Annotated in this window: 26 protein-coding genes; 16 read left to right on the forward strand and 10 right to left on the reverse strand. The window is 36.9% G+C overall.

Annotation, left to right across the window (positions count from 1 at the left end):
• Positions 1-121 precede the first annotated feature (121 nt).
• From VEU72_01380 to VEU72_01395, 4 genes are all read left to right on the forward strand, one after another.
• On the forward strand, positions 122-967 hold the full coding sequence (locus VEU72_01380) for a dienelactone hydrolase family protein (GenBank protein HYL65786.1): 846 nt from the start codon (positions 122-124) through the stop codon (positions 965-967).
• Positions 967-1629 carry a phosphoribosyltransferase family protein gene (locus VEU72_01385; GenBank protein HYL65787.1) on the forward strand — a complete coding sequence of 221 codons (663 nt, stop codon included), beginning with the start codon at positions 967-969 and terminating at the stop codon, positions 1627-1629. The genes VEU72_01380 and VEU72_01385 overlap by 1 nt, the downstream gene beginning before the upstream one ends.
• Before the next feature lie 10 nt (positions 1630-1639).
• A complete protein-coding gene (locus VEU72_01390; protein HYL65788.1) occupies positions 1640-2077 on the forward strand; it encodes an MgtC/SapB family protein in 438 nt (145 codons plus the stop codon).
• Between the two features lie 81 nt (positions 2078-2158).
• Positions 2159-3439, forward strand: a complete 1281-nt coding sequence (locus VEU72_01395) for a divalent metal cation transporter (protein HYL65789.1) — start codon at positions 2159-2161, stop codon at positions 3437-3439.
• Between the two features lie 26 nt (positions 3440-3465).
• Here VEU72_01395 and VEU72_01400 read toward each other — a convergent pair whose 3' ends face one another.
• The gene (locus VEU72_01400; GenBank protein HYL65790.1) at positions 3466-5340 is read right to left on the reverse strand and encodes a heavy metal translocating P-type ATPase; all 1875 of its coding nucleotides are present in this window, start codon (positions 5338-5340) and stop codon (positions 3466-3468) included.
• A gap of 187 nt (positions 5341-5527) precedes the next feature.
• On the opposite strand from VEU72_01400, the gene VEU72_01405 reads away from it, so the two are divergent.
• Together VEU72_01405 and VEU72_01410 are read left to right on the forward strand one after the other, a co-directional pair.
• A complete protein-coding gene (locus VEU72_01405) occupies positions 5528-6217 on the forward strand; it encodes a hypothetical protein (GenBank protein HYL65791.1) in 690 nt (229 codons plus the stop codon).
• 13 nt (positions 6218-6230) lie between these two features.
• Positions 6231-7973 (forward strand): hypothetical protein, encoded by a 1743-nt coding sequence (locus tag VEU72_01410; protein ID HYL65792.1) that lies wholly within the window; start codon positions 6231-6233, stop codon positions 7971-7973.
• A gap of 35 nt (positions 7974-8008) precedes the next feature.
• Here VEU72_01410 and VEU72_01415 read toward each other — a convergent pair whose 3' ends face one another.
• Both VEU72_01415 and VEU72_01420 read right to left on the reverse strand, forming a co-directional pair.
• Positions 8009-8134, reverse strand: coding sequence for a hypothetical protein (locus tag VEU72_01415; protein ID HYL65793.1), 126 nt, complete (start codon positions 8132-8134; stop codon positions 8009-8011).
• Between the two features lie 106 nt (positions 8135-8240).
• Entirely contained in the window at positions 8241-8483 is a 243-nt protein-coding gene (locus VEU72_01420; protein HYL65794.1) for a hypothetical protein, read from the reverse strand.
• A 185-nt stretch (positions 8484-8668) separates the two neighbouring features.
• Here VEU72_01420 and VEU72_01425 point away from each other — a divergent pair, with 185 nt between their 5' ends.
• Positions 8669-8947: a hypothetical protein gene (locus VEU72_01425; protein ID HYL65795.1), complete on the forward strand. Its 279-nt coding sequence runs from the start codon at positions 8669-8671 to the stop codon at positions 8945-8947.
• A gap of 92 nt (positions 8948-9039) precedes the next feature.
• Entirely contained in the window at positions 9040-9204 is a 165-nt protein-coding gene (locus VEU72_01430) for a hypothetical protein (GenBank protein HYL65796.1), read from the forward strand.
• Positions 9205-9269: 65 nt separating this feature from the next.
• On the opposite strand, the gene VEU72_01435 is transcribed toward VEU72_01430, so the two are convergent.
• Positions 9270-9584, reverse strand: a complete 315-nt coding sequence (locus tag VEU72_01435) for a winged helix-turn-helix domain-containing protein (protein ID HYL65797.1) — start codon at positions 9582-9584, stop codon at positions 9270-9272.
• A 159-nt stretch (positions 9585-9743) separates the two neighbouring features.
• Here VEU72_01435 and VEU72_01440 point away from each other — a divergent pair, with 159 nt between their 5' ends.
• Positions 9744-9905, forward strand: a complete 162-nt coding sequence (locus VEU72_01440) for a hypothetical protein (GenBank protein HYL65798.1) — start codon at positions 9744-9746, stop codon at positions 9903-9905.
• Positions 9906-9954: 49 nt separating this feature from the next.
• Here the strand turns inward: VEU72_01440 and VEU72_01445 are convergent, their stop codons facing one another.
• Positions 9955-10215, reverse strand: a complete 261-nt coding sequence (locus tag VEU72_01445; protein HYL65799.1) for an Lrp/AsnC family transcriptional regulator — start codon at positions 10213-10215, stop codon at positions 9955-9957.
• Positions 10216-10335: 120 nt separating this feature from the next.
• Here VEU72_01445 and VEU72_01450 point away from each other — a divergent pair, with 120 nt between their 5' ends.
• Positions 10336-11190, forward strand: coding sequence for a hypothetical protein (locus VEU72_01450; protein HYL65800.1), 855 nt, complete (start codon positions 10336-10338; stop codon positions 11188-11190).
• Positions 11191-11274: 84 nt separating this feature from the next.
• Here VEU72_01450 and VEU72_01455 read toward each other — a convergent pair whose 3' ends face one another.
• The 3 genes from VEU72_01455 to VEU72_01465 are packed head-to-tail and all read right to left on the reverse strand — an operon-like array spanning position 11275 to position 13470.
• Entirely contained in the window at positions 11275-11577 is a 303-nt protein-coding gene (locus VEU72_01455; GenBank protein HYL65801.1) for a hypothetical protein, read from the reverse strand.
• Positions 11574-12737 carry a metallophosphoesterase gene (locus VEU72_01460; protein HYL65802.1) on the reverse strand — a complete coding sequence of 388 codons (1164 nt, stop codon included), beginning with the start codon at positions 12735-12737 and terminating at the stop codon, positions 11574-11576. Before VEU72_01460 ends, VEU72_01455 begins: the two co-directional genes overlap by 4 nt.
• Complete coding sequence (locus VEU72_01465; protein ID HYL65803.1) at positions 12727-13470, reverse strand: hypothetical protein; 744 nt, start codon at positions 13468-13470, stop codon at positions 12727-12729. Before VEU72_01465 ends, VEU72_01460 begins: the two co-directional genes overlap by 11 nt.
• 461 nt (positions 13471-13931) lie before the next feature.
• On the opposite strand from VEU72_01465, the gene VEU72_01470 reads away from it, so the two are divergent.
• Together VEU72_01470 and VEU72_01475 are read left to right on the forward strand one after the other, a co-directional pair.
• On the forward strand, positions 13932-15077 hold the full coding sequence (locus VEU72_01470) for a PAS domain-containing sensor histidine kinase (protein HYL65804.1): 1146 nt from the start codon (positions 13932-13934) through the stop codon (positions 15075-15077).
• 171 nt (positions 15078-15248) lie between these two features.
• Complete coding sequence (locus tag VEU72_01475; protein ID HYL65805.1) at positions 15249-15635, forward strand: response regulator; 387 nt, start codon at positions 15249-15251, stop codon at positions 15633-15635.
• Between the two features lie 145 nt (positions 15636-15780).
• On the opposite strand, the gene VEU72_01480 is transcribed toward VEU72_01475, so the two are convergent.
• The gene (locus VEU72_01480) at positions 15781-16563 is read right to left on the reverse strand and encodes a hypothetical protein (GenBank protein ID HYL65806.1); all 783 of its coding nucleotides are present in this window, start codon (positions 16561-16563) and stop codon (positions 15781-15783) included.
• Between the two features lie 179 nt (positions 16564-16742).
• Positions 16743-16967: a hypothetical protein gene (locus tag VEU72_01485; protein ID HYL65807.1), complete on the reverse strand. Its 225-nt coding sequence runs from the start codon at positions 16965-16967 to the stop codon at positions 16743-16745.
• Positions 16968-17204: 237 nt separating this feature from the next.
• On the opposite strand from VEU72_01485, the gene VEU72_01490 reads away from it, so the two are divergent.
• From VEU72_01490 to VEU72_01505, 4 genes are all read left to right on the forward strand, one after another.
• On the forward strand, positions 17205-18197 hold the full coding sequence (locus VEU72_01490; GenBank protein ID HYL65808.1) for an alcohol dehydrogenase catalytic domain-containing protein: 993 nt from the start codon (positions 17205-17207) through the stop codon (positions 18195-18197).
• 164 nt (positions 18198-18361) lie between these two features.
• Entirely contained in the window at positions 18362-19330 is a 969-nt protein-coding gene (locus tag VEU72_01495) for a trypsin-like peptidase domain-containing protein (GenBank protein ID HYL65809.1), read from the forward strand.
• 243 nt (positions 19331-19573) lie between these two features.
• A complete protein-coding gene (locus VEU72_01500; protein ID HYL65810.1) occupies positions 19574-21148 on the forward strand; it encodes a fibronectin type III domain-containing protein in 1575 nt (524 codons plus the stop codon).
• 169 nt (positions 21149-21317) lie between these two features.
• Complete coding sequence (locus VEU72_01505; GenBank protein HYL65811.1) at positions 21318-22898, forward strand: pyridoxal-phosphate dependent enzyme; 1581 nt, start codon at positions 21318-21320, stop codon at positions 22896-22898.
• The last annotated feature ends 28 nt before the right edge of the window (positions 22899-22926 follow it).

The raw sequence follows: 22926 nt of genomic DNA on the forward strand, positions 1-22926 counted from the left end.
TGATAATTATGATGGATAACTATATCCAGATAATTATTAGATTAAGTGTTATCGGTACTGATAATCAGGTTTCGAGTTAAAATATCCTTTACAGAAATATTGTTCATGGAAAGATATGGTAATGAATAAACAATCCGTTCCACTAGATCAAGTCTCACGTGATACTGTATGTACGTGTCAAGAATGTAATCATAACTTGGCAAGAGATTGTATAAAATTAAAATGTGATTGTTGTAACGCGGATGCGCATTCTATGATTTTGGATGGAATGATAGGTTACGGAACTGCACACAAAAAATTTGAGAAGGATTTCAAAGATGAAGTACAGGTAAATATAGATTCGGTAAAATTAGAGGGCAATATTTTCATTCCAAAAAATGCACACGGTATAGTACTTTTTGCACACGGAAGTGGTAGTAGTAGACACAGTCCAAGAAACAAGTATGTTGCTGAAGTACTCAACAAAGCTGGCCTTGCCACTCTCTTAATTGATCTGCTAACACAAGAAGAAGAAAAAATAGATGATCAGACAGCACATCTTAGATTTGATATTGATTTTTTAGCACAAAGACTAGTAGGTGCTACTGATTGGCTTTTGAAAAACAATGAAACAAAAAGTCTCAATATAGGATATTTTGGTGCTAGCACTGGTGCAGCGGCAGCTCTTGTTGCAGCCTCTCATCATCCAAACGTGGTCAAAGCAATTGTCTCAAGAGGAGGAAGGCCTGACCTTGCTGGCCCAGTTTTGCATAAGGTAAAATCTCCAACTCTTCTCATAGTAGGAGGAAATGATTATCCTGTAATAGACATGAATCAAGAGGCGTTTGATAAACTAAAAACTGAGAAAAAAATGGTAATTGTACCTGGTGCTACTCATCTTTTTGAAGAACGGGGAACCCTTGAAGTGGTAGCGCGACTTGCAGCTGACTGGTTTGTAATTCATTTAGCAAAACAGAGTGGAAAATAATGAGCGTGATTTTCAAAGATAGAGTAGATGCAGCAAAAAAACTTGCAGAGAAATTGTTATGGTTAAAAAAAGAGAATCCGATAATTCTTGCAATACCTAGAGGCGGAGCAATTACTGGTGATGTAATTTCTTCTATTTTAGGTTGTAAATTGGATATTATAGTTTCAAGAAAGGTAGGCGCTCCAGATAATCCCGAACTTGCAATAGGTGCAGTAATGCATGATGGAAGTTATTTTCCTAATATCGAAATCACTAGAATACTAAATGTTCCAGAAAGTTTTGTTGAAGAAGAGATTGTAAGACAGAGAAAGGAAATAGAGCGCAGATTAATAAAATTTAGAGGAAGTAAGGAATATGATTTATCTGGAAAGACTGTTGTTATAGTTGATGATGGAATTGCTACAGGTGCAACCATGTTTGTAGCTGCTAGATGGGTAAAAAAACAAAAGCCAAAGAAACTCATCATAGCAATACCTGTTGGACCTCAAGAAACCATAACTAAACTAAATCAAATCGCAGATGAGGTGGTGGTTTTACAATCTCCGTATATCTTCAATGCGGTAGGTGAATTTTATCAAGTATTTGATCAAGTCAGTGACGACGAAGTACAAGAAATCATGAGCAAACACTCCTTTGTTACTGAAAATAGAAATCCAGGATAGGATAGAACGCATGGCTTTTGAAACTATTTTACATGATCTGAATTTTGAGATTATCCTACGTTTACTTGTTGCAATAGGGTTGGGTGCAGTCATTGGTTTTGAACGTGAGCTAAAGAATAGACCGGCTGGTCTCCGTACTCATATGTTAGTCTGTCTAGGATCTGCAATATTTACTACCATAGGGCTTGGTCTTGAACCTAATACTTCCAGAATTGCTGAGGCAATTGTAACAGGTATCGGCTTCTTAGGTGCAGGTGCAATAATTGCAAGTGGTGGCCAAGTCAGAGGAATAACAAGTGCGGCTACTCTTTGGGTGGTTGCATCTGTTGGACTTGTTGTAGGTGTTGGACAGTATCCAATTGCTATAATAATTACTGGGTTAATTTTCGGTATATTACAGATTGATCGAATAAAGCGATTCTCTCAAAGAGGTATGTATGATCAGTAGTGTTATCATGTACATCAAATGTATAAAATTTGTAGAACTAGTATCTGACTTAATACACAGCAGATATTGAAATTAAGATTATTGAAAATCAAATCATTTTTCAAATTTCTAGGGCCCGGCCTGATAACGGGAGCGGCTGATGATGATCCATCAGGGATAGCGACATATTCTCAAGCGGGAGCACAGTTTGGTCTTGGAACTCTATGGCTTGCATTATTTCAATTACCAATGATGATAGCAGTTCAAGAAATGTGTGCTAGAATTGGACTAGTCACAGGAAGTGGTCTTGCTGGAATAATTAAGAAAAGATATTCTAAAAAAACAGTTTATCCAATCATCAGTCTTCTTCTTATTGCAAATACGATAAACATTGGTGCAGATATTGGTGCAATGTCAGCATCAGTAAAACTTGTTTTGCCTCAATTACCGATAGTTGCTGTAACTGTTCTTTTTACTGCACTTATTATTTGTGCAGAAATTTTTATTCCATATAGAAAATATGTGACCATACTCAAGTATCTGACTTTGAGTTTACTTGCCTATATGATTACGGCAATCATTGTTGGAGAGAATTGGACTACGATATTAATTGCAAGTATAGTTCCACATTTTGAATTTACTCCTGCTTTTGTAATGATATTTGTTGCAATCTTTGGTACTACAATATCCCCGTATCTGTTTTTTTGGCAAACCTCTGAAGAAGCTGAAGAAGACGTTGCAAAAAATAAGATAAAAGACATTGGAGAGGGCAAACCAAAAATTCGAAAAAAGGAGATCATGATAATGAGAAAAGATGTTGCAGTCGGCATGGCATTTTCTCAGGCAATCATGTGGTTTATTATAATGACCACTTCAGGAACACTTCATGTTAATGGTTTGACCGATATAGCTACGGCAGATCAGGCCGCAAAAGCACTAGAGCCTCTAGTGAAAACATTTCCTCATGCAGGGGAACTGGCAAAAACCATCTTTGCAATAGGAATCATTGGAACTGGATTGCTTGCAATACCTGTACTGGCAGGCTCATCAGCATATGCATTATCGGAAGAGTTTGGGTGGAAACAGGGCTTGAGTAAAAAACTCAAACAAGCAAAGGGATTTTACTTGATTATAGCGGCATCCACCATAATAGGACTCTGGATAAATTTTACTAATATTGATCCAATTAAAGCTCTCATCTATGCAGCTGTAATTAATGGAATTATTGCTGTTCCACTTCTTATAGCAATTATGAAAATTGGCAATGATAAAAAAATTCTTGAGGGCAGAATTAATGGAAAAATATCTAACATTGTGGGTTGGATTACTGTTTTAGTTATGGGGTTCTCAGTTGCAATCATGTTTCTGACTTGGATAAAATGAATTTGTGGAAATAAAGATTACAAACATTACCTTGCACGTAATGCATTTAAAATGACACCAATATCAAGTGCTTCTTGGAGTAGTGCGCCTATTGCTGGCGGTATATACCCGAGACTCGCTATTGCCATAAAAACAAAGCTTACTCCTAACCCAATAAAGATACTCTGTTTTGCAACACGTAATGTTTTTTGACCAATCTCTATTGTGGTAGACACTTTTGAAATGTCATCAACTAACAGTACGACATCTGCAGCTTCTGCTGATATTGCAGTACCATGGGCACCCATGGCAACTCCTACTGTAGATGCGGCTAAGGCGGGAGCATCGTTAATACCATCTCCGACCATTACCACATTTTCAAACTCTTGCTTCAGTTTTTTTACAGCTAATACTTTTTGTTCAGGCAGTAGATTAGCTTCGATATTTGTTATACCAGCTTGCTTAGCAATACTTTTTGCATTATCTCGATTGTCACCTGTTAACATGATGGTCTGTTTGACTCCAAGTTCATTGAGATATTTGATCATGGTATTAACATCGGGACGTATCTTGTCTTCAAACACAATTACACCAGCAGGTTTGTTGTTAATGCCTACAAACGCCAACATCTTTCCTTCTGAGTTGATTTGTCTTTTTACCTCTTGAATATATTTGGCAAATCCCGAATCTGTGAAATTTTCAAAAACACTCTGAGAACCAATCACTATGTGCTCGCCTTCAACATCTCCACTCACTCCAGCTCCTGATAACTCGTGAAAGTTTGTTGGAATTGACAGTTTTCCAAACCTCTCTTGTCCTTTTTTTACTAATACGCTAGCTGCTGGGTGTGAAGATAACTGCTCTACGCTTGCAGCCTTACGCAAAAGATCATCAGAATTGATATTATTTGTTGATATGACTTTCTCTACTGTTGGAATCCCAAATGTGATGGTTCCTGTTTTATCAAAAACTACCGCCTGGGTTTTTCCAACTTGCTCAATAGCTGCTCCTGTTTTGATGATTATGTTAGATTTTGCGGCTTTATTTATTCCACTTATGATGGCAACAGGTGTTGCAAATATTAGTGGACAGGGAGTTGCAACAACAAGTACTGCAAGTATGGTCTCCACATTGTTTGTTAATAACCATCCAAGCAAGCTGATGCAAATTGTCATGGGAGTAAACCACACCGCATAACGGTCTGCAAGTCTTTGAATCGGTGCTTTTTCTTGTTGAGCCTTTCTGACAAGCTGCACTATTTTTGCATATTGGCTTTCACCACTAATTTTATTGGCTCTCATTTCAAATGCATCTCCAACGTTTATTGTTCCACTAAATACATATTCGCCCATTTTTTTTATTTTGGGCAGAGGCTCTCCTGTGAGAGATGATTCATCTACTTCAGCTTGTTCATAAATTATTTCACCATCTACTGGAATAAGATCCCCCGGTCGTACCAAAAGTAAATCTCCGACTCTGACATCTGCTACATTGATTTCTTCCAAGTCATGATCTTTTTTTCTATGCGCCAACCGCGGTGAATGTGCAAGAAGTGCATCAAGGGAGGAAGACGCTCTCTTGAATGCGTGATCCTCTAAAGCTTTCCCACCAGACTGCATAAGAACAATTACTAAACCTGGAAATGCATTATTCATCAATATTGCAGCAATTATAGCTAAAAGTGCTACAATATCTGATGCAAAATGACGGTGAAGCATATCTCGTATGGTCTGCCAAATAATAGGTGCCCCGCCAACAACTAATGTAACAAACCAAACCCAGTGGCCTAATTCTTGTTGATTTGGGGTCCAATGAAATATGCCACCTACAAATAAACCAACTATGGCAAAAACAGGTATTGGATAATTTTTTACAAACACTGTGATTCTATTATGTTTATGAATATCATGATTGTTTATCATCACTTAATTTATTTTTTTAAAAAATTTATAACAATATGCTCAGTATCAGAATTGATAACTACTATTGAGAAATATTATACTAAACTAACTGAACAATTCTTCTAGTGAGTATACAGGATTCAGACCTACAAACCAGAACAAAGCTACGCCAATTTTTTAAGTGATACCAGTACCATACACATCAGTCATGAGGATTGTATATTTTTCAATAATGGTAATTCTTGGTGCAAGTATTGTTCTTGTTAACAATAATGTCTTTGCCCAATCATCTGGAACAGAGCCAATTAAGGAGGATATAGAGAAATCCCAAAAGACTGTAGTTATAGAGCCATTATTCACTCAGGCAGCTTATGCCCAGCCTGGATTTTACAACTATTATACCAACCAATGTTCAAGATGCTTGACAATTCATCTTCCATACAACTTTGTAGGATCATTTGTTTCAAGTGGAAAGGCAGATTCTGTATTAAAACAAAGCTATGATTTTGTAACAGATCTTGACGTAGATAAAAATCCAAAGATATTGAAAAAATACGACAAGGTGATAGTACTGCACAATGAATATGTCACCATAAAAGAATTCGATGCCATCACAAACCATCCTCATGTTATTTACCTGTATCCTAATGCCTTGTATGCCCAAGTCTCAGTTGATTATAACAAACACACCCTTCTCCTAATTAGAGGACATGGTTATCCACACCCGCACATTTCAAATGGTTTTAACTGGAAATTTGATAATTCAAAATTGGAATATGATACAAATTGTCAAAACTGGAGTTTCCATAAAATTAACAACGGCATGATGCTTAACTGTTATCCTGAAAAAATAATAAAATCTGATGAATCAATTATGGATGCAATAGAAAGCTTCTAAAATTATAGATAAGATGAAAGCTCTACATTATTCCATAATTGTAATTCTTGTAACAAGTTTACTATTTTCCGGAACGTCTTTGTCTATTTGGGCAGATATCAACATGGTTCCTTCAAAAGCCAACGAAAATTTTCAGCTCAAGATTAACCAAACAGCATATCTCAAATCAGAAAACCTCAAGATAACACTTCTAAACATACAAGACTCTAGATGTCCTTCTGGTGTAGTCTGTGTGTGGGAGGGAGTAGCAAAGGCCTGGGTTAACATACTGTATGATAATCAAAATCTAGGAAATTTCAATTTGACAAGCAAAAATTCTCAAAGTGGGCTGGGAGTGTTGCAATTCAAGAACCATGCACTTGAACTAGTTGATGTTGAGCCATATCCACAAAAAGGGCATAACATTGCGCTCTCAAATTATTCTGTAACCTTTATGGTTACAAATAGCATGTTGTCTCCACTACAACAATTCAAATCAGGAATTGCGGCAAATGATATAAAATGTGACAATAATTTTCAACTTGTAATAAAATCAGAAGATGGTTCTCCTGCTTGTGTAAAAGCACAAACAGCACAGAAATTTGTAGAGCGTGGATGGGGATGGGCAATGCAATCGACAGATTCCATCAAACCATTACAACCAAACAAGATCCCAGGCTTGGAAAATGATACAGGACTAGTTACCTTGGGAAATCAGACCTATTATTTTGAAACACCAAACTATACCAATACTGCTTATTCTAATCCAATGCAAGTTTCATTTCATGATGTGGTATTTACCTTGTTTCCACCAGGATTTCGTGGAGGACTGCCAACTAGTGTTGGTTGTGGAAACGTTGCTGTAGGTCAATTAATAACCGGTAGTGGTAGCTACTATTGGAATAATGCCAAGTTTTCAGATGGCACTCATGAATTATTACACATCTTTGCAGATTCTCCACCATGTCCTGAAAATCCCACACCAACTTATTTTAGCAATCATACAAATCCGCAGGCAGGTTTGACATTTTATGATGGAAAAATGAAATTACTAGTAAGTGAGAACAATCCAAAACTTTCATTCATGAACATCAAGGTTTTCAGTTCGTATACTCCTAGCTCTTTGGTAGACCATTTCCTTACTGGCAATCTTTATTCTACTGCAGGACCAATACAAAATGGCAACATAACCATAACAGTAAATGGACTAGTCATGGGCACAGCAGAAACTTATCCAAACGGTTGCTTCCAATTTAACAACTGGAATGACAGCAAATTGGCAGATCAAATAAACAAATCACGCTCTCTTGGAATGTCTTCAGCTGAGTTAACCTTTCAAACGCAGTATTTTGGTGACAGTAATCATAATCCTGTAAATGCGTCTGCAGGATCCTATCTTGGATTTTATGCGGTTCCACTTGCTCCTTCACAGTATAACACAAGTCTTTCTCCGTCATCTGAAATCAATATCACACAAGGAAACTTTACACAGTTTCATGTTACAGTAAAACCATTTTCCAAATACTGGGAAGTACAACATATGAAATTGAATCTTCAGCGTACGCCATGCGGTCTTTCATATCACATATCACCTGTAGACAACAATGATTCTGTATTGGTAAACAATACGGCTAGTTTTGATGTGGTTTTGAATACGACTAGTTATACGCCATCAGGAAAATATTGGATATCTATAGATCAAGATGTGTCTGGAATTAGCGAACCAAACATTGGTGCTGAAGTTGGAGCATTTGATTTGAATGTTTTAAAAAAATGAGTTGTTAGAAAATGAAAACTCTACAAATATGATTATCAAGCATAGTCCAATATCTTTCCTGTGTTTAGATCAATTCGTACTTTTTTTACATCATTCTTTGATAGTCCGACTATTGCCGTAACAAGCCATATCTCACCTTCTAAAACGGCATTTATGTTCAATATTGAATGATGCTGTTCTAGAAATTTTCTTGCAATTTCTATTGATTTACGGTTATCAATCTTGGCAGATTTTCCAATCCAGCTGATTCTTCTTCACCTGCATCTCTCATGCCATTATAGCATACGTGTTTTCTATCATAGAATGCCTTGTCTGATATACATCAAGATGCACATGGCACTGGTGTAACATCAGATCAGATCTGAGACCGCACTGTACACAGATGTGTTGCATGGCTTGCTTGCATATCGCACATAGTGAGTATTTTGCAAGATCTCCTCCGCATCGCCTACATGATTCATTTGACAAATTCCACTGTTGCACATTTTTTATCTGAGATAATTCTCTCATTTCAATTTGTTCTGGTATGATGATTATTAAGTGACACTCACTGTAGCAATATGTTGGATTACTAGCTAGAAATATTCTATAAGATCAATTCATATTAGAAATTCTACAACAATTTTTTAAGTTCGAATTATAAAATAATAGCAAAATTTGAAAACTTTTCATCTTTTCAACAACAGGAGAAAAAATTGTCGGAAGAATATTATGTAAAAATAGTTTTAGGCAAATGGTTTGATCCACGTCTCAAAAAAGTAATGGGTGTCTATGCGCTTACTCATGAAATGACACAAGGACCTCCCAGAGAAAAAATACTGACCATGGAACTTTTGCAAGATTTTCCAGATGCTGGACGTTTTAATTACTATGATGAGCAAAAAGAAGAATATGTAGAAGGAATGACTGTATATCCTGAAATAAAGATTGGAAGTGAAAATACAAGAAAGGTCACTAATGACTCTCAATGGTGAAAAATTATCTCAAAACAATAACTGGATCATTCAGGACTTGAACTTATGCTGAAAACTAGAATATGGAACCATCTTCCCTCAAGTTCTAATACTTGGATTTGCCAAAATCAAATGACTTGGTATTAGAGGGAATTAAGAAAGATACACTACGTGTATGTGGATTCTGTGGAGTTGTTTATTCGATAAACGTACCAGAACACAGCGGCAGATGCCCTAATTGTAAAAGCAGGATTCAAAAAATTATTCTAGATAGCTGAAAACCCCAAAACCTTACATCTAGAATTTATCATTGTTTCCTCAATTTTCTGAAATGCCATACTATTCAATACCTTATCTTTATTTCCTTGATATACTCAAGGAACTTTTGAAATTCTTTAAAGAACACTATACCTTTTTCAGTGATTGTAAAAATATGTTTTCCTTCTTTTCTAATAGATCTTATCATGCTTGCATCAATTAATTTCTGACAATTGTTCATGGTTGTGCCGTATGACAGATTTGCTTTTTGTGATATCTTAGATACTAGTATACCATCAATACCTGCATCCATGCAAATTTGCAGAATATCTGCCGATATGCCAAATGTGGATCTATGTTGATGTTTTAGGTTTGGTTTGCTTGTGGATAGTTGATCCAAAGTATTTGTTAAAGTCAAAGAATTTTTTTAACCATATCTTTCTATTATATGTAATCGAAAAATTCTAGCTAGAAATTTTAGGATAGTTCGATTATGAAGATCAATTCAGTTTATGAATTCTACGTCAACTTTTTAAGAAAGACATTCACGCATTTTTTCATGGATCAAAGATTAACCTGTGGAAACCATTCTGATGAAGAGCTAGTTCTTGATCAAATAGGATGGAATAACTTTATCTGTCCAAAATGTGGAAATGATTACTCCATTGGAAGAAAGGTAGTAATGCTTGATCCAAAACCTGCCCAAAGATCAAACAAATAACAGACGTAACTCTCAATTTATTCCAGTATTTGTCAGGATTTAGCTGGTCTTATGCAGCTTCTACCAATTCGTTTAATCTTAGAACGTTTGTTAAACGAACCTTGTCATTATGGCGAATCTCTCCAATTACTTTATCGAGGTCTTCCATATCAGGAGATGTTACCTTTGCAATAAAGTCATAATGGCCTACAGTAGGTTGGATCTCACGTATTGTATCTTTTCGATTAAGCTTGCTCATTATCTTTCCTTCAGCACCTTCTTCACACCTTATGAGAACAAACGCAGTTGGCAAGACTTGATCATCTCTCATACCAACTAATAAGACGCGCTCACTGCAGGAGTAAGTAACAATTCTCACTAGAATTCTTTGAATACCATTTACAGAAGAAATCTAAGTAATCTCTAAAAACTCAGCAAACTGAAAATTAATGTGAAAACTCTACATCTTTCAATAATAATTTTCTCATTGGCATTGGTGCCAATTTTATCAAATGCTGCCTTTGGTTCTGAACCATGTCCAACAGGTGGTTATATTCACTATGGTCCATCGCGTCAGTCCATTCCATGTTATCTTGTTTCGTCTCCATCGAATCCAACTTTGGAAGAACAGTTTGGTCATATGACACAAACCAAACTGATACACGATAATGCGATACTAATTCTTAATCAGACAACAAAAAAATTGGCATACCAAAGTGGTGAAGATATTATCGTCATTCCAGAATTGATAAACATTGGAAACAAAAAAGTAGAAATTGCTTATTGTGAACCTTTGTTTGTTCTTGAAATTAAAAATCAGACTGGTGATGTAGTGTGGCCTCAATCTACTGGTGTGGTCTGTGTTCCAGAGTTTCATGGCAATATAACATTAGAACCAGGAGAACAATTTGGTACACAACCATGGGGACCAAATATTTTCCCTCAATTATCTATTCCAGGAAACTATACTCTCACATCAGTAGCATTATTTTCATTTAACACAAATGCTGAAAGTTGGGTTTCCATTGAATCTCTTTGGTCAAAACCTATTCAGATTACCATACTTCCAGAAAAATATGTACAAAATGAAACTGTATCATGCTATGGTTATGGTTGTGGTCAAAACTCATCTGCACTAAAACAAGCGTTACTTGCAAAACAACTTGGATTAACAGGACCTCCAAGGGGCTCATTGTCACCACATGACAATGAAAATAATTCTTGGTTAACTGTAGTAGAAATTGGTAGTATTGCTGGAGGAGTAGCAGTTGGAATTTCGGTATATGTGATAAGGATTAGAAAATGAAAACTCTACACAACTTGACAGTTCAATTATGACAAGATTTTTACAGATTAGATCCAAGTTCTGCCACACAATTATATGAACAAATTATTTTTCAGTTACTTTATTAAAAATAGCCGTGACCGAGCCGGCAAATCCAATATTAAACGGCCTTCCAGAAATCTCTCCAGTAAATATCAATTGTGAAAGCTCAAACCCGTCTGGTATGCGCTCTGCAATCTTTTTTGCAATAAACTTTGGAAGAAATCTTTGTATGGTCTCTTCGTTAGGACTGTCGTCTTCTCCAAGGGTTCTTGTGGTAACTCCGGCATGTTGAATGATGAAATTTTTCAGCTCTTGCTCATCAACAGAAATATCAAGTAACGCCTTGTCCTTTTTTTCAAATTTCATGGCAACACCAAGTTTTTTGCAAGTGTGTGAGTTTTTAGATTCAGCTCAAAACTATCAATCAACTGTGGTGGTGCACGCCAGGATTCCTGTGGTCGTGATACTGCATAGTATTGTCCTGATATGATATTTTGTGATACCTTTAGAAGCATGTATCCGTGCCTGTCCTCGCAGTAACTTTCTAGTGTCACACCAGTGTCTGTCATTTTATATGGCACCTGAATAGGACTGCCGTCTGGCAGTTTTTGCATGTAGTGCAGGTGCCAGTATCCTCCTGCCCCTGCCACGATGTATGGTATCTGGCGCCCGCCAAGTTTTCTTGTAAAGCGCTGATAGTTGTGCACATGTCCTGTAAAAACAATATCTGCATATCTCCCAGATTTTTTAAATGCATCATCAAGTGTCTGCTCTATTATCTTGCTTCCACTATGATACTGATCAACAGAATATGCAGGATGATGGACAGATACGATCAACGCCTTGTTTTTTGGTGCATCTTCTAGTTCTTTTGTAAACCAAGAGATCTGGTCTTTATCAAACTGGCCACCTTCTGGCACGTTAGAGTACAATCCTATTATGGTGGCAAATGGCGTATCTAGTGTCCAGTAAACATTTGGTATAGTCATGGTATGGCGCGGAGAGTCTCCGGCATCAGGTGATGTCTGTGATACACTGGAACAAAAATTTCTTACAAATGCCTTAAGGGAGGTAGTCAGGTCTCCTGGTGCCACATCGCCGTCATGATTTCCAGGTATTGCAAATATTGGGGCAGGATAGTGCACATATGGGTCGTAGAACTGGGAATAATATTCTGATGATTCCCCATAATAGTATACAACATCACCAAGATGATAAAAAAATGCTGGATTGGAATTGTTAAAATCAGATTCCATTGCCATTGCAACAATTTGTTGTGGCACTGGATTTTTTATTCCACCCGTATCGCCTACTATGTGAAATATTATTTCTCCACTTTTTTGGATAGATGAGATTTGATCTTTTGATAGCACATCGTCTAATGACAAGTGATATGGAAAAACTCCAGTGGGAAATGGCAATGGATAAAACTTTTGGTTTCCAATTGGGCTTTGTAGTATGTTTGATTTTAGTCCAGTGGGTCTTGCTTGATGAAATGATCTTTTCAAGATTTTTCTAGTGTGCATGTTTTAAAATGACAGGCTGGCTTTTGAGCCACTGGTTTCTTGGATTCCTACTCTCTCTTCTGCTGCGAAAACGTGGTCTCAACTCATATCTGCCAGGTTTTTTGTCTGCAGTTATCTGATGCCAGCCTGTGCCAGCAGTAACATCAAAGGCGCCAATGTAGCCACCTGGTAAAAGCTTGAATGGACCATCAATGTTTTTTCCATAATCAAATTGAGTATTGTCTTTTTGCCTAAATGGCTCAAACCAAGCTGGATAAACAAAGTCTGAGACCAAAACGCCATCAATTTTGTAACCATATTGGTCAGCCTCACATGCATCGCATATCTCATACGCGTATAATGTTCCAGTTGTTTCATCTTTTTTTACAAATACTGTCAAGTTGATGTCTGGATCAGCTAACATCTCAAGCAACTCGTGGCTTGTTGTTATGGTCCAGTTGTATCCATGTTTCATGTCACTTGCAGCAAATACCTTTCCTAGAGGCAGTCCATCCTGTGTAAGATCATGATATCCTAGTGCACCTGCCTGATCAGAATCGTCAAGTATTGCTATCCACCACATGCCAGGTGATGGACTTTTTCCATTTGGAACAAAGGAAAGATCAGCGTCTATTCCCCATACTGGTGCAAAGTCTCGATGTACCTGAGTTTGCAAAGCTGGCACTGCGGCTTTGACTTGATCGTCAGTCAGTACTGTGCTTGAATTTATTATACATATCTTGATGTTTGCCATCTGTAATAATATTCTAAATTAAACTTAAAGCATTTACGATGGATTGTTCTTTTTTGATATAAATTATTCCAGCAAAACTTGTATGTAATATTGTAACAATACAGAAATAATTTTTCTAATTGATTTTTTTAATTCCTTTTATAATTATTACTTATGCTAAATTTTTGGATTCAGATTGCAAGAATTTGAATCTTAAAGGATAACTCCAATAATACTTTGAAATGGTATAGATGCAATACCATTCAAATCAAGTAATGTTTTACAAGAATAGCCTCAAATTCTAGGAAATGTATGAACCACTCCTACAGTCGTTATTGTTAACTTGAAAAAGGGGTTTGTACAAATTTGTGACACACACACCTTATTTAAGAAAAAAATGTCTTTTGATGTCGATACAATGTATACAATAATCATCATTTTATCAAGAGATCGCCTCGTGAGATGAAATGGAGGTAGGTTTATTGAGGAAATCTGAAGAGCTTTACTCTCGTTCTGAAAAAAAATACAGAGAACTCTATGAAAATTCACCAGCTCTGTATCGCACAATTGATACGCAGGGAATCATAATTGATTGTAATAAATCGTATGCAGAACGTTTGGGATATACAAAAGAAGAAGTTATCGGAAAATCAATATTCATGCATGCGTCTGATGATGACATTGACGCCATGAAAGAATCATTTGAAACATGGAAAAATACAGGAAATGTTAAGGACAAAGAAGTTTGGTTCAAGACTAAAGATGGAACAGTTTTTCCTACGCTTATTAGTGCAAATAATCTTTATGATGAAAATGGCATCTTGATTGGAAGTAACACCATCATCAAAGACATGTCAGAAATTTTTGAAGCAAGAAAAAAAATAGAAAGTGAAGCCATAATGAGATTGCAATTTGAGGAGATTAAAAAGGTGGAGAAATTAAAGGATGAGTTTGCTTCAATGATTACTCATGAACTAAAATCCCCGCTTACCCCAATAATGGGTCGCTGTGACATGCTAAGAGAACCAGGTTTACTTGGGGATCTTAACTCGCTTCAACTAGATTCAGTCAATAATATTAAAAAAAATGCTCATAGGTTGGAACGATTAATTCGAGATATATTGGAAGCCCAAAAGCTAGAAATGGGTCGCATGAAGTTTGATAAAGAAAAAATCGATGTGGCTGAATTTATGACAGAGATTCATAGAGAATATTTGTCACTAATGAAAGAAAAACAAATTGACTTTGTAGATTCTACAGAAGAAAAATTGATTCTAACAAGTGATAAGGACAGAATTAGGCAAGTAGTAGATAACTTGGTTTTAAACGCTGCAGACTTTACCAACAAAAAAGAAGCAAAGATCGAGATTGGTGCAAGAAATGAAGATGACAAGATTATTTTTTATGTAAAAGATAATGGTACAGGTATTCCAAAAGAGATGCAGCCAGACATGTTTAAAAAATTCTTCCAGGCAGATACCTCACTTACAAGAAAGCATCCGGGTACAGGCCTTGGGCTGGTAGTCTGTAAAGGAATAGTAGAAGGTTTAGGGGGCAAAATATGGTTTGAAAGTCAATCAGGAATAGGTACGAGTTTTTATTTCACACTTCCAAAAAAGCTTGATTAAAGTTTAGATAATCATCAAAAAAGAGTTTTAATAGTTTCACTAGATGCAAATTGTAATTTCTCTGAAAAATAACCGATGTTAGTTTGTTTTTTTACATACAAATCCTTTATTGATTAGGCTTGAAATTCGAAATGTGGAAATTAAAAAAGGATTTGTGAAGGAGTTTATGACATGAAAGTTTTGTTGATTGATGACAATGTAGAAATCACTGAAATGTTGTCACAATATTTGAAACTAAAAAAATGTGATTGTACTGTTATAAATAATGGAAGGGACGGACTAGATCAAATTTTGAGTAAAAAGCACGATGTTGTAATATTAGATATAGCCATGCCAGAATTCAGCGGAGTTGATCTAATAAATTCTCTTGAAAAAAAGGGCAAACTAAAAGAACATAAAATAATTTTGTTGACTGCATCCTCTATTACTGATGAAGAATTGGCAAATATTTTAGACAAGGGAGTAGTTACGGCCTTGAAGAAGCCAGTTGATCTAAACCGTCTTTTTGAAGTCGTTAGAATTTGTTCTCGACTAAAAGCCCCATACAGTGCCAATTGAGAATATTTGAGCTAGATTTACCATTGAGATAAAGACGGAATAAATAATTATTTTTTGATATATTTTAAAATGAGTGTACTAAACCAAGTGAACAAAACACCTAGATGGGTTTTGAATTGAAAATAAAAAAGTGGGTTACTGCGCTCTAAAGATTCTGTACGCAGCGTCCAAGGGAGATTGAGTTACCTATTGTTGCACCGTTTGCATCTTGGAATTGCAAGGAGATAAACGGATTACCTCCAACACCACCAAGTGAGGGCTGTTTTGGAAACGTGATTGATATCCCTGAAGGTATTACCGTTGCTTTCACAAACTGATCATTTGTATGGGTTCCTTTGTCATTGTTGGTAAAGATTATCTTGGCATTCAATCCGCTCATGACAAGGTTTCCAGTAAGGTCAATGTCAGAATTTGTATTGGAACACTCAAGTGCAGAGACATCTGCCATCAATGTTGCAGGAACTGAAACGGTTTGTGATATGTCAGAGAGTCCCTGAACACACCTTCCTAGGAAGACTGGAGAGCTCAATGGATTTCCATTGTTGTCTTCAAATTGTATCCAGATATATGGATTGCCACCAACGCCCCCAAGTACTGGTTGCTTGGGTATCTGTATTGTATCTCCTTGATTTATCACAGTTGTGGTAACAGTTGATGTGTACATGTGGGTCCCTTTGTCATTGTTCTGGAATGTAAACTGGGCTCCTATTTGGGTTAGAGCTACTACTCCATTGAGAGTAATGTATGGTCCAGGACTATTTGTACAGTCAGATGCAGAGACTGAGCCTTGTACGTTAACAGGTATCATGCCACTGGTACTGACTTGTTGGTCTGCAAATGCAGGTGCAAGTGTGTAGCTTAGCACAAACACAGCAAGTATATATGCAGTTAGGTGCTTTTTGTTGATAGATGTTACATCTAATGTCATTGTACTGACTTGTCTTTAATTGATTAAGTAACTATGCTGTCACTGATTTAGAACAAAACTAAATATGATTTTTCAATACGACTAGTCTTTGCAGTACTAGCGGTGTAGATCTTTATGAATTGAAAATAAAAAATTGGAAGGGTTGTACGACCAACCCAAGAGATGGCATGTGTTGTCTTTTAGTGTGCTCTGACAGGTTCTACTGCTTTAGGAGGTTGAGGTATTTCTCCGGGAGCACACTTGTGGTCTCCACATACAAAGCCAGGATCCCACGTTGCTGTTACATGTGTATGGGAGTATTGACCTTCTTGATCATCGGCAAAGGCAATACCTGAAAAATTTAGGCCTGGTACTAGTGCAAACATTGCTATTGCAAATAATGCCATGTAGTTTGTCTTAGCCATACGTTCTCCCACAGATCCCACATTGCCAGTGGTGCGATACAACTGCCCATTTGTGTTCGTGTTGTTTTTGTGACATCATATTACTTTCTTATAGTTACTATACAAAGTATAGTATATAAAATGAAAAGTAACTAAACTGAAAGTAACTGAGATCTTGTTAATCTAATACCTGTGGTCTCTCATATTTTTATAATTGATAACCGTATTGATCATAATGAATTTGGGAGATATTTTATAATGCGTGCAGCTGTTGTTCCCAAAATTAATGGAAAATGGGAGGTAAAGGAAGTTCCTACTCCAAAACCAAGTGCAAATCAGGTTTTGATAAAAATCCATGCTAGTGGTCTGTGTTATACTGATGTACACATAACAAAAGGCGAGCTACCCTTGCCAATTGAGTTTCCAAGAACCATAGGGCACGAGCCTGTTGGTGAAATTGTTGAGCTTGGAGTTGGTGTAACTACGCGCAGAATTGGCGATAGGGTGGGTGTTCCATGGATACAAGCATCATGTGGAAGATGCGAGTGGTGTGAGCGCGGCAAGCAGTTATTTTGTCAACAACAAATAGGAACTGGAATTGGAACTCAGGGTAGTCATGCCGAATACATGTTGGCTTATGCTGATTCTACAATGCTTCTTCCAAAAGAGATAACATACGAACAGGCAGCTCCAGTCTTTTGTGCTGGTTATACCGTATACAGCGGTTTAAGGTTTGCAGATCCAAAACCACATGAGAAAATTGCCATAGTTGGCATAGGGGGATTGGGTCATCTTGGAATCCAGTATTCAAAGGCTTGTGGATTTGAAACAATAGCTGTGACTCATTCTAAAGACAAAGAAGAGCTATCCTACAAGCTAGGAGCAGACAAGGTTGTTGCAAACGGTGAAGAATTAATGAAGGCAGGAGGTGCTGATGTCATACTTGCTACAGGAAACTCTACAAAATCCATGACTGATTCTCTAAAGGGAATACGACCTGATGGGAGAATGATGGTAATGGGAGTTTCAAACGAAGAACCTATTCATGTCTCAACTGAGATTTTGTTTAATCGTGCAAGAATAATAGGTTCCACACAAAACAGCAGAGAATATCTTTTTGAGGCACTAGATTACGTTGCTAAAGGCAAAGTAAAAGTAATTACTGAAACCTATAGCTTGGATGATATTTCACAAGCATATGACAGAGTAGCTGATGGCAAGGTTAGATTTCGAGCTGTAATAAAAAATTAGAATAAACTTTCTTTTTACAATAAATGGATCTGAAATGTGACCAAGTATTTTGATAGTTAATCAACTTATCTTAGATTGGTTTTACATAATTTGTGCAAAGAATAAAAAAAATTAGAATAATAACATTGATTCAAAGTATGACCCGTAAAATGGAGAAGACTTAGGTGGTTCCTGTTTCAGATGAGATTCTAATTAATGCTGTAGAAAAAATCAGCAAAAGTGTAGTAAACATTGCCAGTGTTAGGATGATTCAGGATCAGATCTTTCGAGTATTTCCTGTGGAAGGAGTAGGCTCTGGTGTAATTATTGACAAGCGAGGATACATACTTACAAACAATCACGTAATTGAAGAATCTGAAAGGTTGAGAATTACTTTAAGCGATGGAAGAATATTTAATGGAAAAGTTGTTGGAGCTGATGAGGCAACTGATCTAGCTGTTGTCAAAATTGAACCAAAAGAAGACATACCTGTAGCCGTTCTAGGTGATTCTGACAAACTAAAGATGGGACAGATAGTAATTGCAGTAGGAAATCCATTTGGTTTGACTGGAGGTCCCACAGTGACTTTGGGTATAATAAGTTCGTTGAATAGAAGCATTCAAACACAAACTGGTGTACTAGATCTAATTCAAACTGATGCAGCTATAAATCTAGGAAATTCAGGAGGTCCTCTAGCAAACACTGCTGGTGCAGTCATTGCCATTAACACTGCCAAGATGCCATATGCTCAAGGTATAGGATTTGCAGTGCCTATTAGCACAGCTAAATCCATACTAAAAGAGCTAATTGAGAAGGGGCGAGTAAGCAGGCCATGGATTGGAATTCATTCAATCAAGATGACGCCGCAATTGAGGCAATACTATGGATTACCAATGGGTGATGGTGCACTAGTGGTTCAGGTTGAACCCTACAGTCCTGCTGATAATTCTGGACTACGAAGAGGAGACATTATAGAAAATATTGACAAAAACAGAATCGTAGAGCCATCACAAATTGCCACATATATTAGAAAAAAACATGTAGGTGATACCATATCCCTTACCGTAAACAGAAATACAAGACGACTAGAAATTGCAATAACACTAGAAGAAAACGATACTGATCTTTATGTAAAATCTTCTGGGCTACCATGATTGCAGTTATCAAAATTTAGTTTGTAGTGAATCAGGCCATATCCTCGTAGTCCTATACAAGATTACGCATTTGTGTTCGTAATCATTATAGAAACTACGCAATAGAGAATAATTGTCTGAATTGATCTTATAGAATAGTTTTAGCATATTCAGATATGCAATACGTCTATAATTTAGACATTGTATATACTGAAAAGTATCAGTGGTAGAAATCACTGGCTAATACTGATTTTTGCGCCACTATTGTTAGTATCACTTGGCATTATCCTACAAAATGTTTCTGCAGAACAAGTGGTATCTACAATACCTTTAGGAAGCTACCCATCCCATGTTGGAATAAATCCTAGCACAAATATGATTTACGTAGGTCAAAACGGTGGAAATCTTCTCTATATAATTAACGGTACAACTAACACTCTTTCAGACACTTTAACAATTGGACCTTCTACTGGATACAGCACTGTGCTGCAGATCGCAGTAAATCCAAATACAAACAAGATTTATGCTCTTACACAAACTGGTAGTGGCGGCATCTTAGTAGTAATTGATGGGTCTACTAATAGTATTGTAACTAAAATTCCAGTGAGCGTATATAATGTGCAAGGTGTTGCAGTAAATCCAAATACAAACAAAATTTACGTTGGTGATATCGTACTTCATGTTGTTTACGTAATTGATGGTGCAACCAACAATATTGTAACTAGTGTGCCAGTAACCAATGATCCTGTTGACATAGCACTCAATCCAGTCACCAACAAGATTTATGCGGCCATTGATCACAGTACTGTCGTAGATGTAATTGATGGTTCAACTAATACTGTGATAAATCACATAGGTGTGGAATCTCATTCTGAAAACGTAGCAGTCAATCCAATTACAAACAGGATTTATGTGGCAGCAGCCGGTACTGCCTTTGAAAATCCAAACCTGTACGTAGTTGATGGTTCAACAGATAATGTGATAGACGTCATACCAAAACTATTTTCTCAGGAAATGGGAATAAATCCAGATACCAATAGAGTTTATGTGCCTTACAATAATACCATTTCAATAATCAACGGTTCAACTAATAATCTGATAGGTACTATTTCAGACGGAAGTGACCCCTCTTATGCAGCGGTAAATTCTGCAACAAATATGATTTACGTAAGTAATGTGTATGGCAACTCTGTCACCGTAATAGACGGAAGGATTGTTGCTTCTTCTGCTCCACAGAATCTACAGGCAACTGCAACTTCATCCTCACAAATCAATCTATCATGGACTGCCCCATCAAACAATGGAGGCTCTGCAATAACTGGTTATGAAATTGAAAGGTCTACCGATGGCGGTTCAACTTGGTCTGCGATTGTATCTAACACTGGAAATACTGCAATAACTTATTCTGACACTGGATTAACACACAGTACAACTTACACATACAGAGTATCTGCAATAAATCAAATAGGGACTAGTCAACCATCCAATACTGCATCTGCAACTACCTTCAATACAGTACCATCACAACCCATAGGTCTTACAGCTACTGCTCAAACTCTTCAGATAAACCTAAGATGGAATGCACCAAGTGATAATGGCGGAACTCCAATAACTGGTTACAAAATAGAAAGATCAACTAACAATGGAAATACATGGTCAACTATTGTTTCCAACACCGGCAGTACAGGAACAACATATTCTGATAAAAATATCCTTCCACTTACGACCTATACTTACCGTGTCTCTGCAATAAATGATATCGGAACTGGAAATTCATCAAATACTGCATCAGCATCAACTCTGTCAGTTGGACCAGTAACTCCTCCATCTCTTCCATAAAATTAAATTTTGTCTTTTATAAAATAGTTTAGCGAAATAGGTAACTTCATAGTCCTATACAAGACCGCAGAAATATAGACGGCATTTTTACTAGGAAGATAAAGTGACAGGTTTGGGTTCTACCAGACTAGAATTTTGGAAGCTTATATTTTATAAGACGTTGTTTCACATGATAGCAGAGCGAAAAAGATTGCAAGAAAATAAAGAAAGTAACGCTGACACTGTTCTGCTTGAGAATTTTCAGCGAGAGATATGGAGTAAGGTTCCCCATTTAGAAAAAAAATCAGACGGAGTGAGAGTTGTCAACGCAACACCACTAATTGATATTACTAAAGATCTGATAGAGTGTGCAAAAAAAGAATACAATCTGGATCTTACAAATTCAGATCTGCAAGTTTTTGGCAAGTTTGATTCAAACTTGCTGGCAGGCTCTATCAAAGTAAGACCTGCAGTCCACATTATTCATGATGCCATTATATCAGGAAAACTCAGACAAGGACAGACAATATTTGAAGCAACATCAGGTAACTTTGGAATAGCTCTAGGACAGATAGCAAAGATTGGACTGGATGTTGTCACACTTGTCTCTAGAAGACTACAAGAAGGAGTCTTTGAGGAACTAAGAAACGAGAAAACGCGAATCATAAATCTTGACATGGACATCTGTCCTGCTCCTGGCATGAAAGACAACCCAAATCTTTTGGCTGCCAAAGCAACTGCATTTAACATTAGATCACAACTCTCCGAATTGGGATTTGATCAATCTGTTTTTGATAAATCACTCCCTGAGATAGAAGCAGTTCTTGCAAAACAAGATATAATAAACTTGGCAAAACTCCTTGCAAAAATATACGGATGTTTCTGTCCAGAACAGTACGACAATGATCTAAACATTGATGTACACAAGACAGTGACTGGAGCAGAAATAGACCAGCAATTACATGAACAAGGGCGTTCGCTTGCAGATTTTAGAATTGTTTGTACGTTTGGTACAGGTGGCACCTCTGGTGGCTTGAGCAGATACTTGATGGAAAAATATCAAAAAAAATCACTACATGTAGTATTTCCACTAGGTGATCAAGATGTTGCAGGAATTAGGACTAAAGCCAAGGCAACAGGCTTGAAATTCTACGAGCCTGAAAAATATGCAGGACAGCATGAAGTAGATTTTAGTCAGGCAAAACGTCTGCTAAAGTTTTTTGTAGACAAGGGTCATGACATGGGAGAAAGCAGTGCACTTGCACTTTATGCAGTGATGCAGATGGCAAACTTTGGTGAGCATGGAGGAAAGTTTGTCGTAATAGTTGCAGATGGAATTCAAAAATACAAAAAGAATTTGATAACAGAAAAACAGAACCGCATAAAAGTTGACCTGCAAGAAGCTCTATCCAATATAGGAGACTATGACAGAGTTGTCTGGATTCATACCCAGTATACTCCAAAAAAAGAAGGAATAGAGCTAATTGCAAATGCACTGGGTGTTGATCAAAGCAAGGTCTTTGTCCCAAAGGCAAGAGATGTGGAGAAGCTTTTGATGACACAAGAGATTCCAAAAGAATTGGATAGCGCATTAGGAGGACATGACAGTAAAACACTGCTTGTTTGCATGATGGGAAACACATCTCTTATGGTTGCTCAAGAGCTTGCAAAAAAAGGAATGGTATCTGAAAGTTTGAATGGAGGAATAAATGCACTTTCTCAAGGAAAAGGAAAGCACATTTCTGAATTAATACAAATAGCTAGAGAATGATATATTCTGGTATGATAGAATCATACGG

Source organism: Nitrosopumilaceae archaeon (genome assembly GCA_035631875.1).
Lineage (GTDB): Archaea > Thermoproteota > Nitrososphaeria > Nitrososphaerales > Nitrosopumilaceae > TA-20.

Coding starts and splice junctions, on each gene's coding strand:
- VEU72_01490 (HYL65808.1), top strand. CDS start 17,205: ATGCGTGCAGCTGTTGTTCCCAAAATTAATGGAAAATGGGAGGTAAAG.
- VEU72_01405 (HYL65791.1), top strand. CDS start 5,528: ATGAGGATTGTATATTTTTCAATAATGGTAATTCTTGGTGCAAGTATT.
- VEU72_01390 (HYL65788.1), top strand. CDS start 1,640: ATGGCTTTTGAAACTATTTTACATGATCTGAATTTTGAGATTATCCTA.
- VEU72_01420 (HYL65794.1), bottom strand. CDS start 8,483: ATGAGAGAATTATCTCAGATAAAAAATGTGCAACAGTGGAATTTGTCA.
- VEU72_01380 (HYL65786.1), top strand. CDS start 122: ATGAATAAACAATCCGTTCCACTAGATCAAGTCTCACGTGATACTGTA.
- VEU72_01480 (HYL65806.1), bottom strand. CDS start 16,563: ATGACATTAGATGTAACATCTATCAACAAAAAGCACCTAACTGCATAT.
- VEU72_01385 (HYL65787.1), top strand. CDS start 967: ATGAGCGTGATTTTCAAAGATAGAGTAGATGCAGCAAAAAAACTTGCA.
- VEU72_01410 (HYL65792.1), top strand. CDS start 6,231: ATGAAAGCTCTACATTATTCCATAATTGTAATTCTTGTAACAAGTTTA.
- VEU72_01505 (HYL65811.1), top strand. CDS start 21,318: ATGATAGCAGAGCGAAAAAGATTGCAAGAAAATAAAGAAAGTAACGCT.
- VEU72_01465 (HYL65803.1), bottom strand. CDS start 13,470: ATGGCAAACATCAAGATATGTATAATAAATTCAAGCACAGTACTGACT.
- VEU72_01400 (HYL65790.1), bottom strand. CDS start 5,340: ATGATAAACAATCATGATATTCATAAACATAATAGAATCACAGTGTTT.
- VEU72_01460 (HYL65802.1), bottom strand. CDS start 12,737: ATGCACACTAGAAAAATCTTGAAAAGATCATTTCATCAAGCAAGACCC.
- VEU72_01485 (HYL65807.1), bottom strand. CDS start 16,967: ATGGCTAAGACAAACTACATGGCATTATTTGCAATAGCAATGTTTGCA.
- VEU72_01475 (HYL65805.1), top strand. CDS start 15,249: ATGAAAGTTTTGTTGATTGATGACAATGTAGAAATCACTGAAATGTTG.
- VEU72_01440 (HYL65798.1), top strand. CDS start 9,744: ATGGATCAAAGATTAACCTGTGGAAACCATTCTGATGAAGAGCTAGTT.
- VEU72_01455 (HYL65801.1), bottom strand. CDS start 11,577: ATGAAATTTGAAAAAAAGGACAAGGCGTTACTTGATATTTCTGTTGAT.
- VEU72_01445 (HYL65799.1), bottom strand. CDS start 10,215: ATGAGAGATGATCAAGTCTTGCCAACTGCGTTTGTTCTCATAAGGTGT.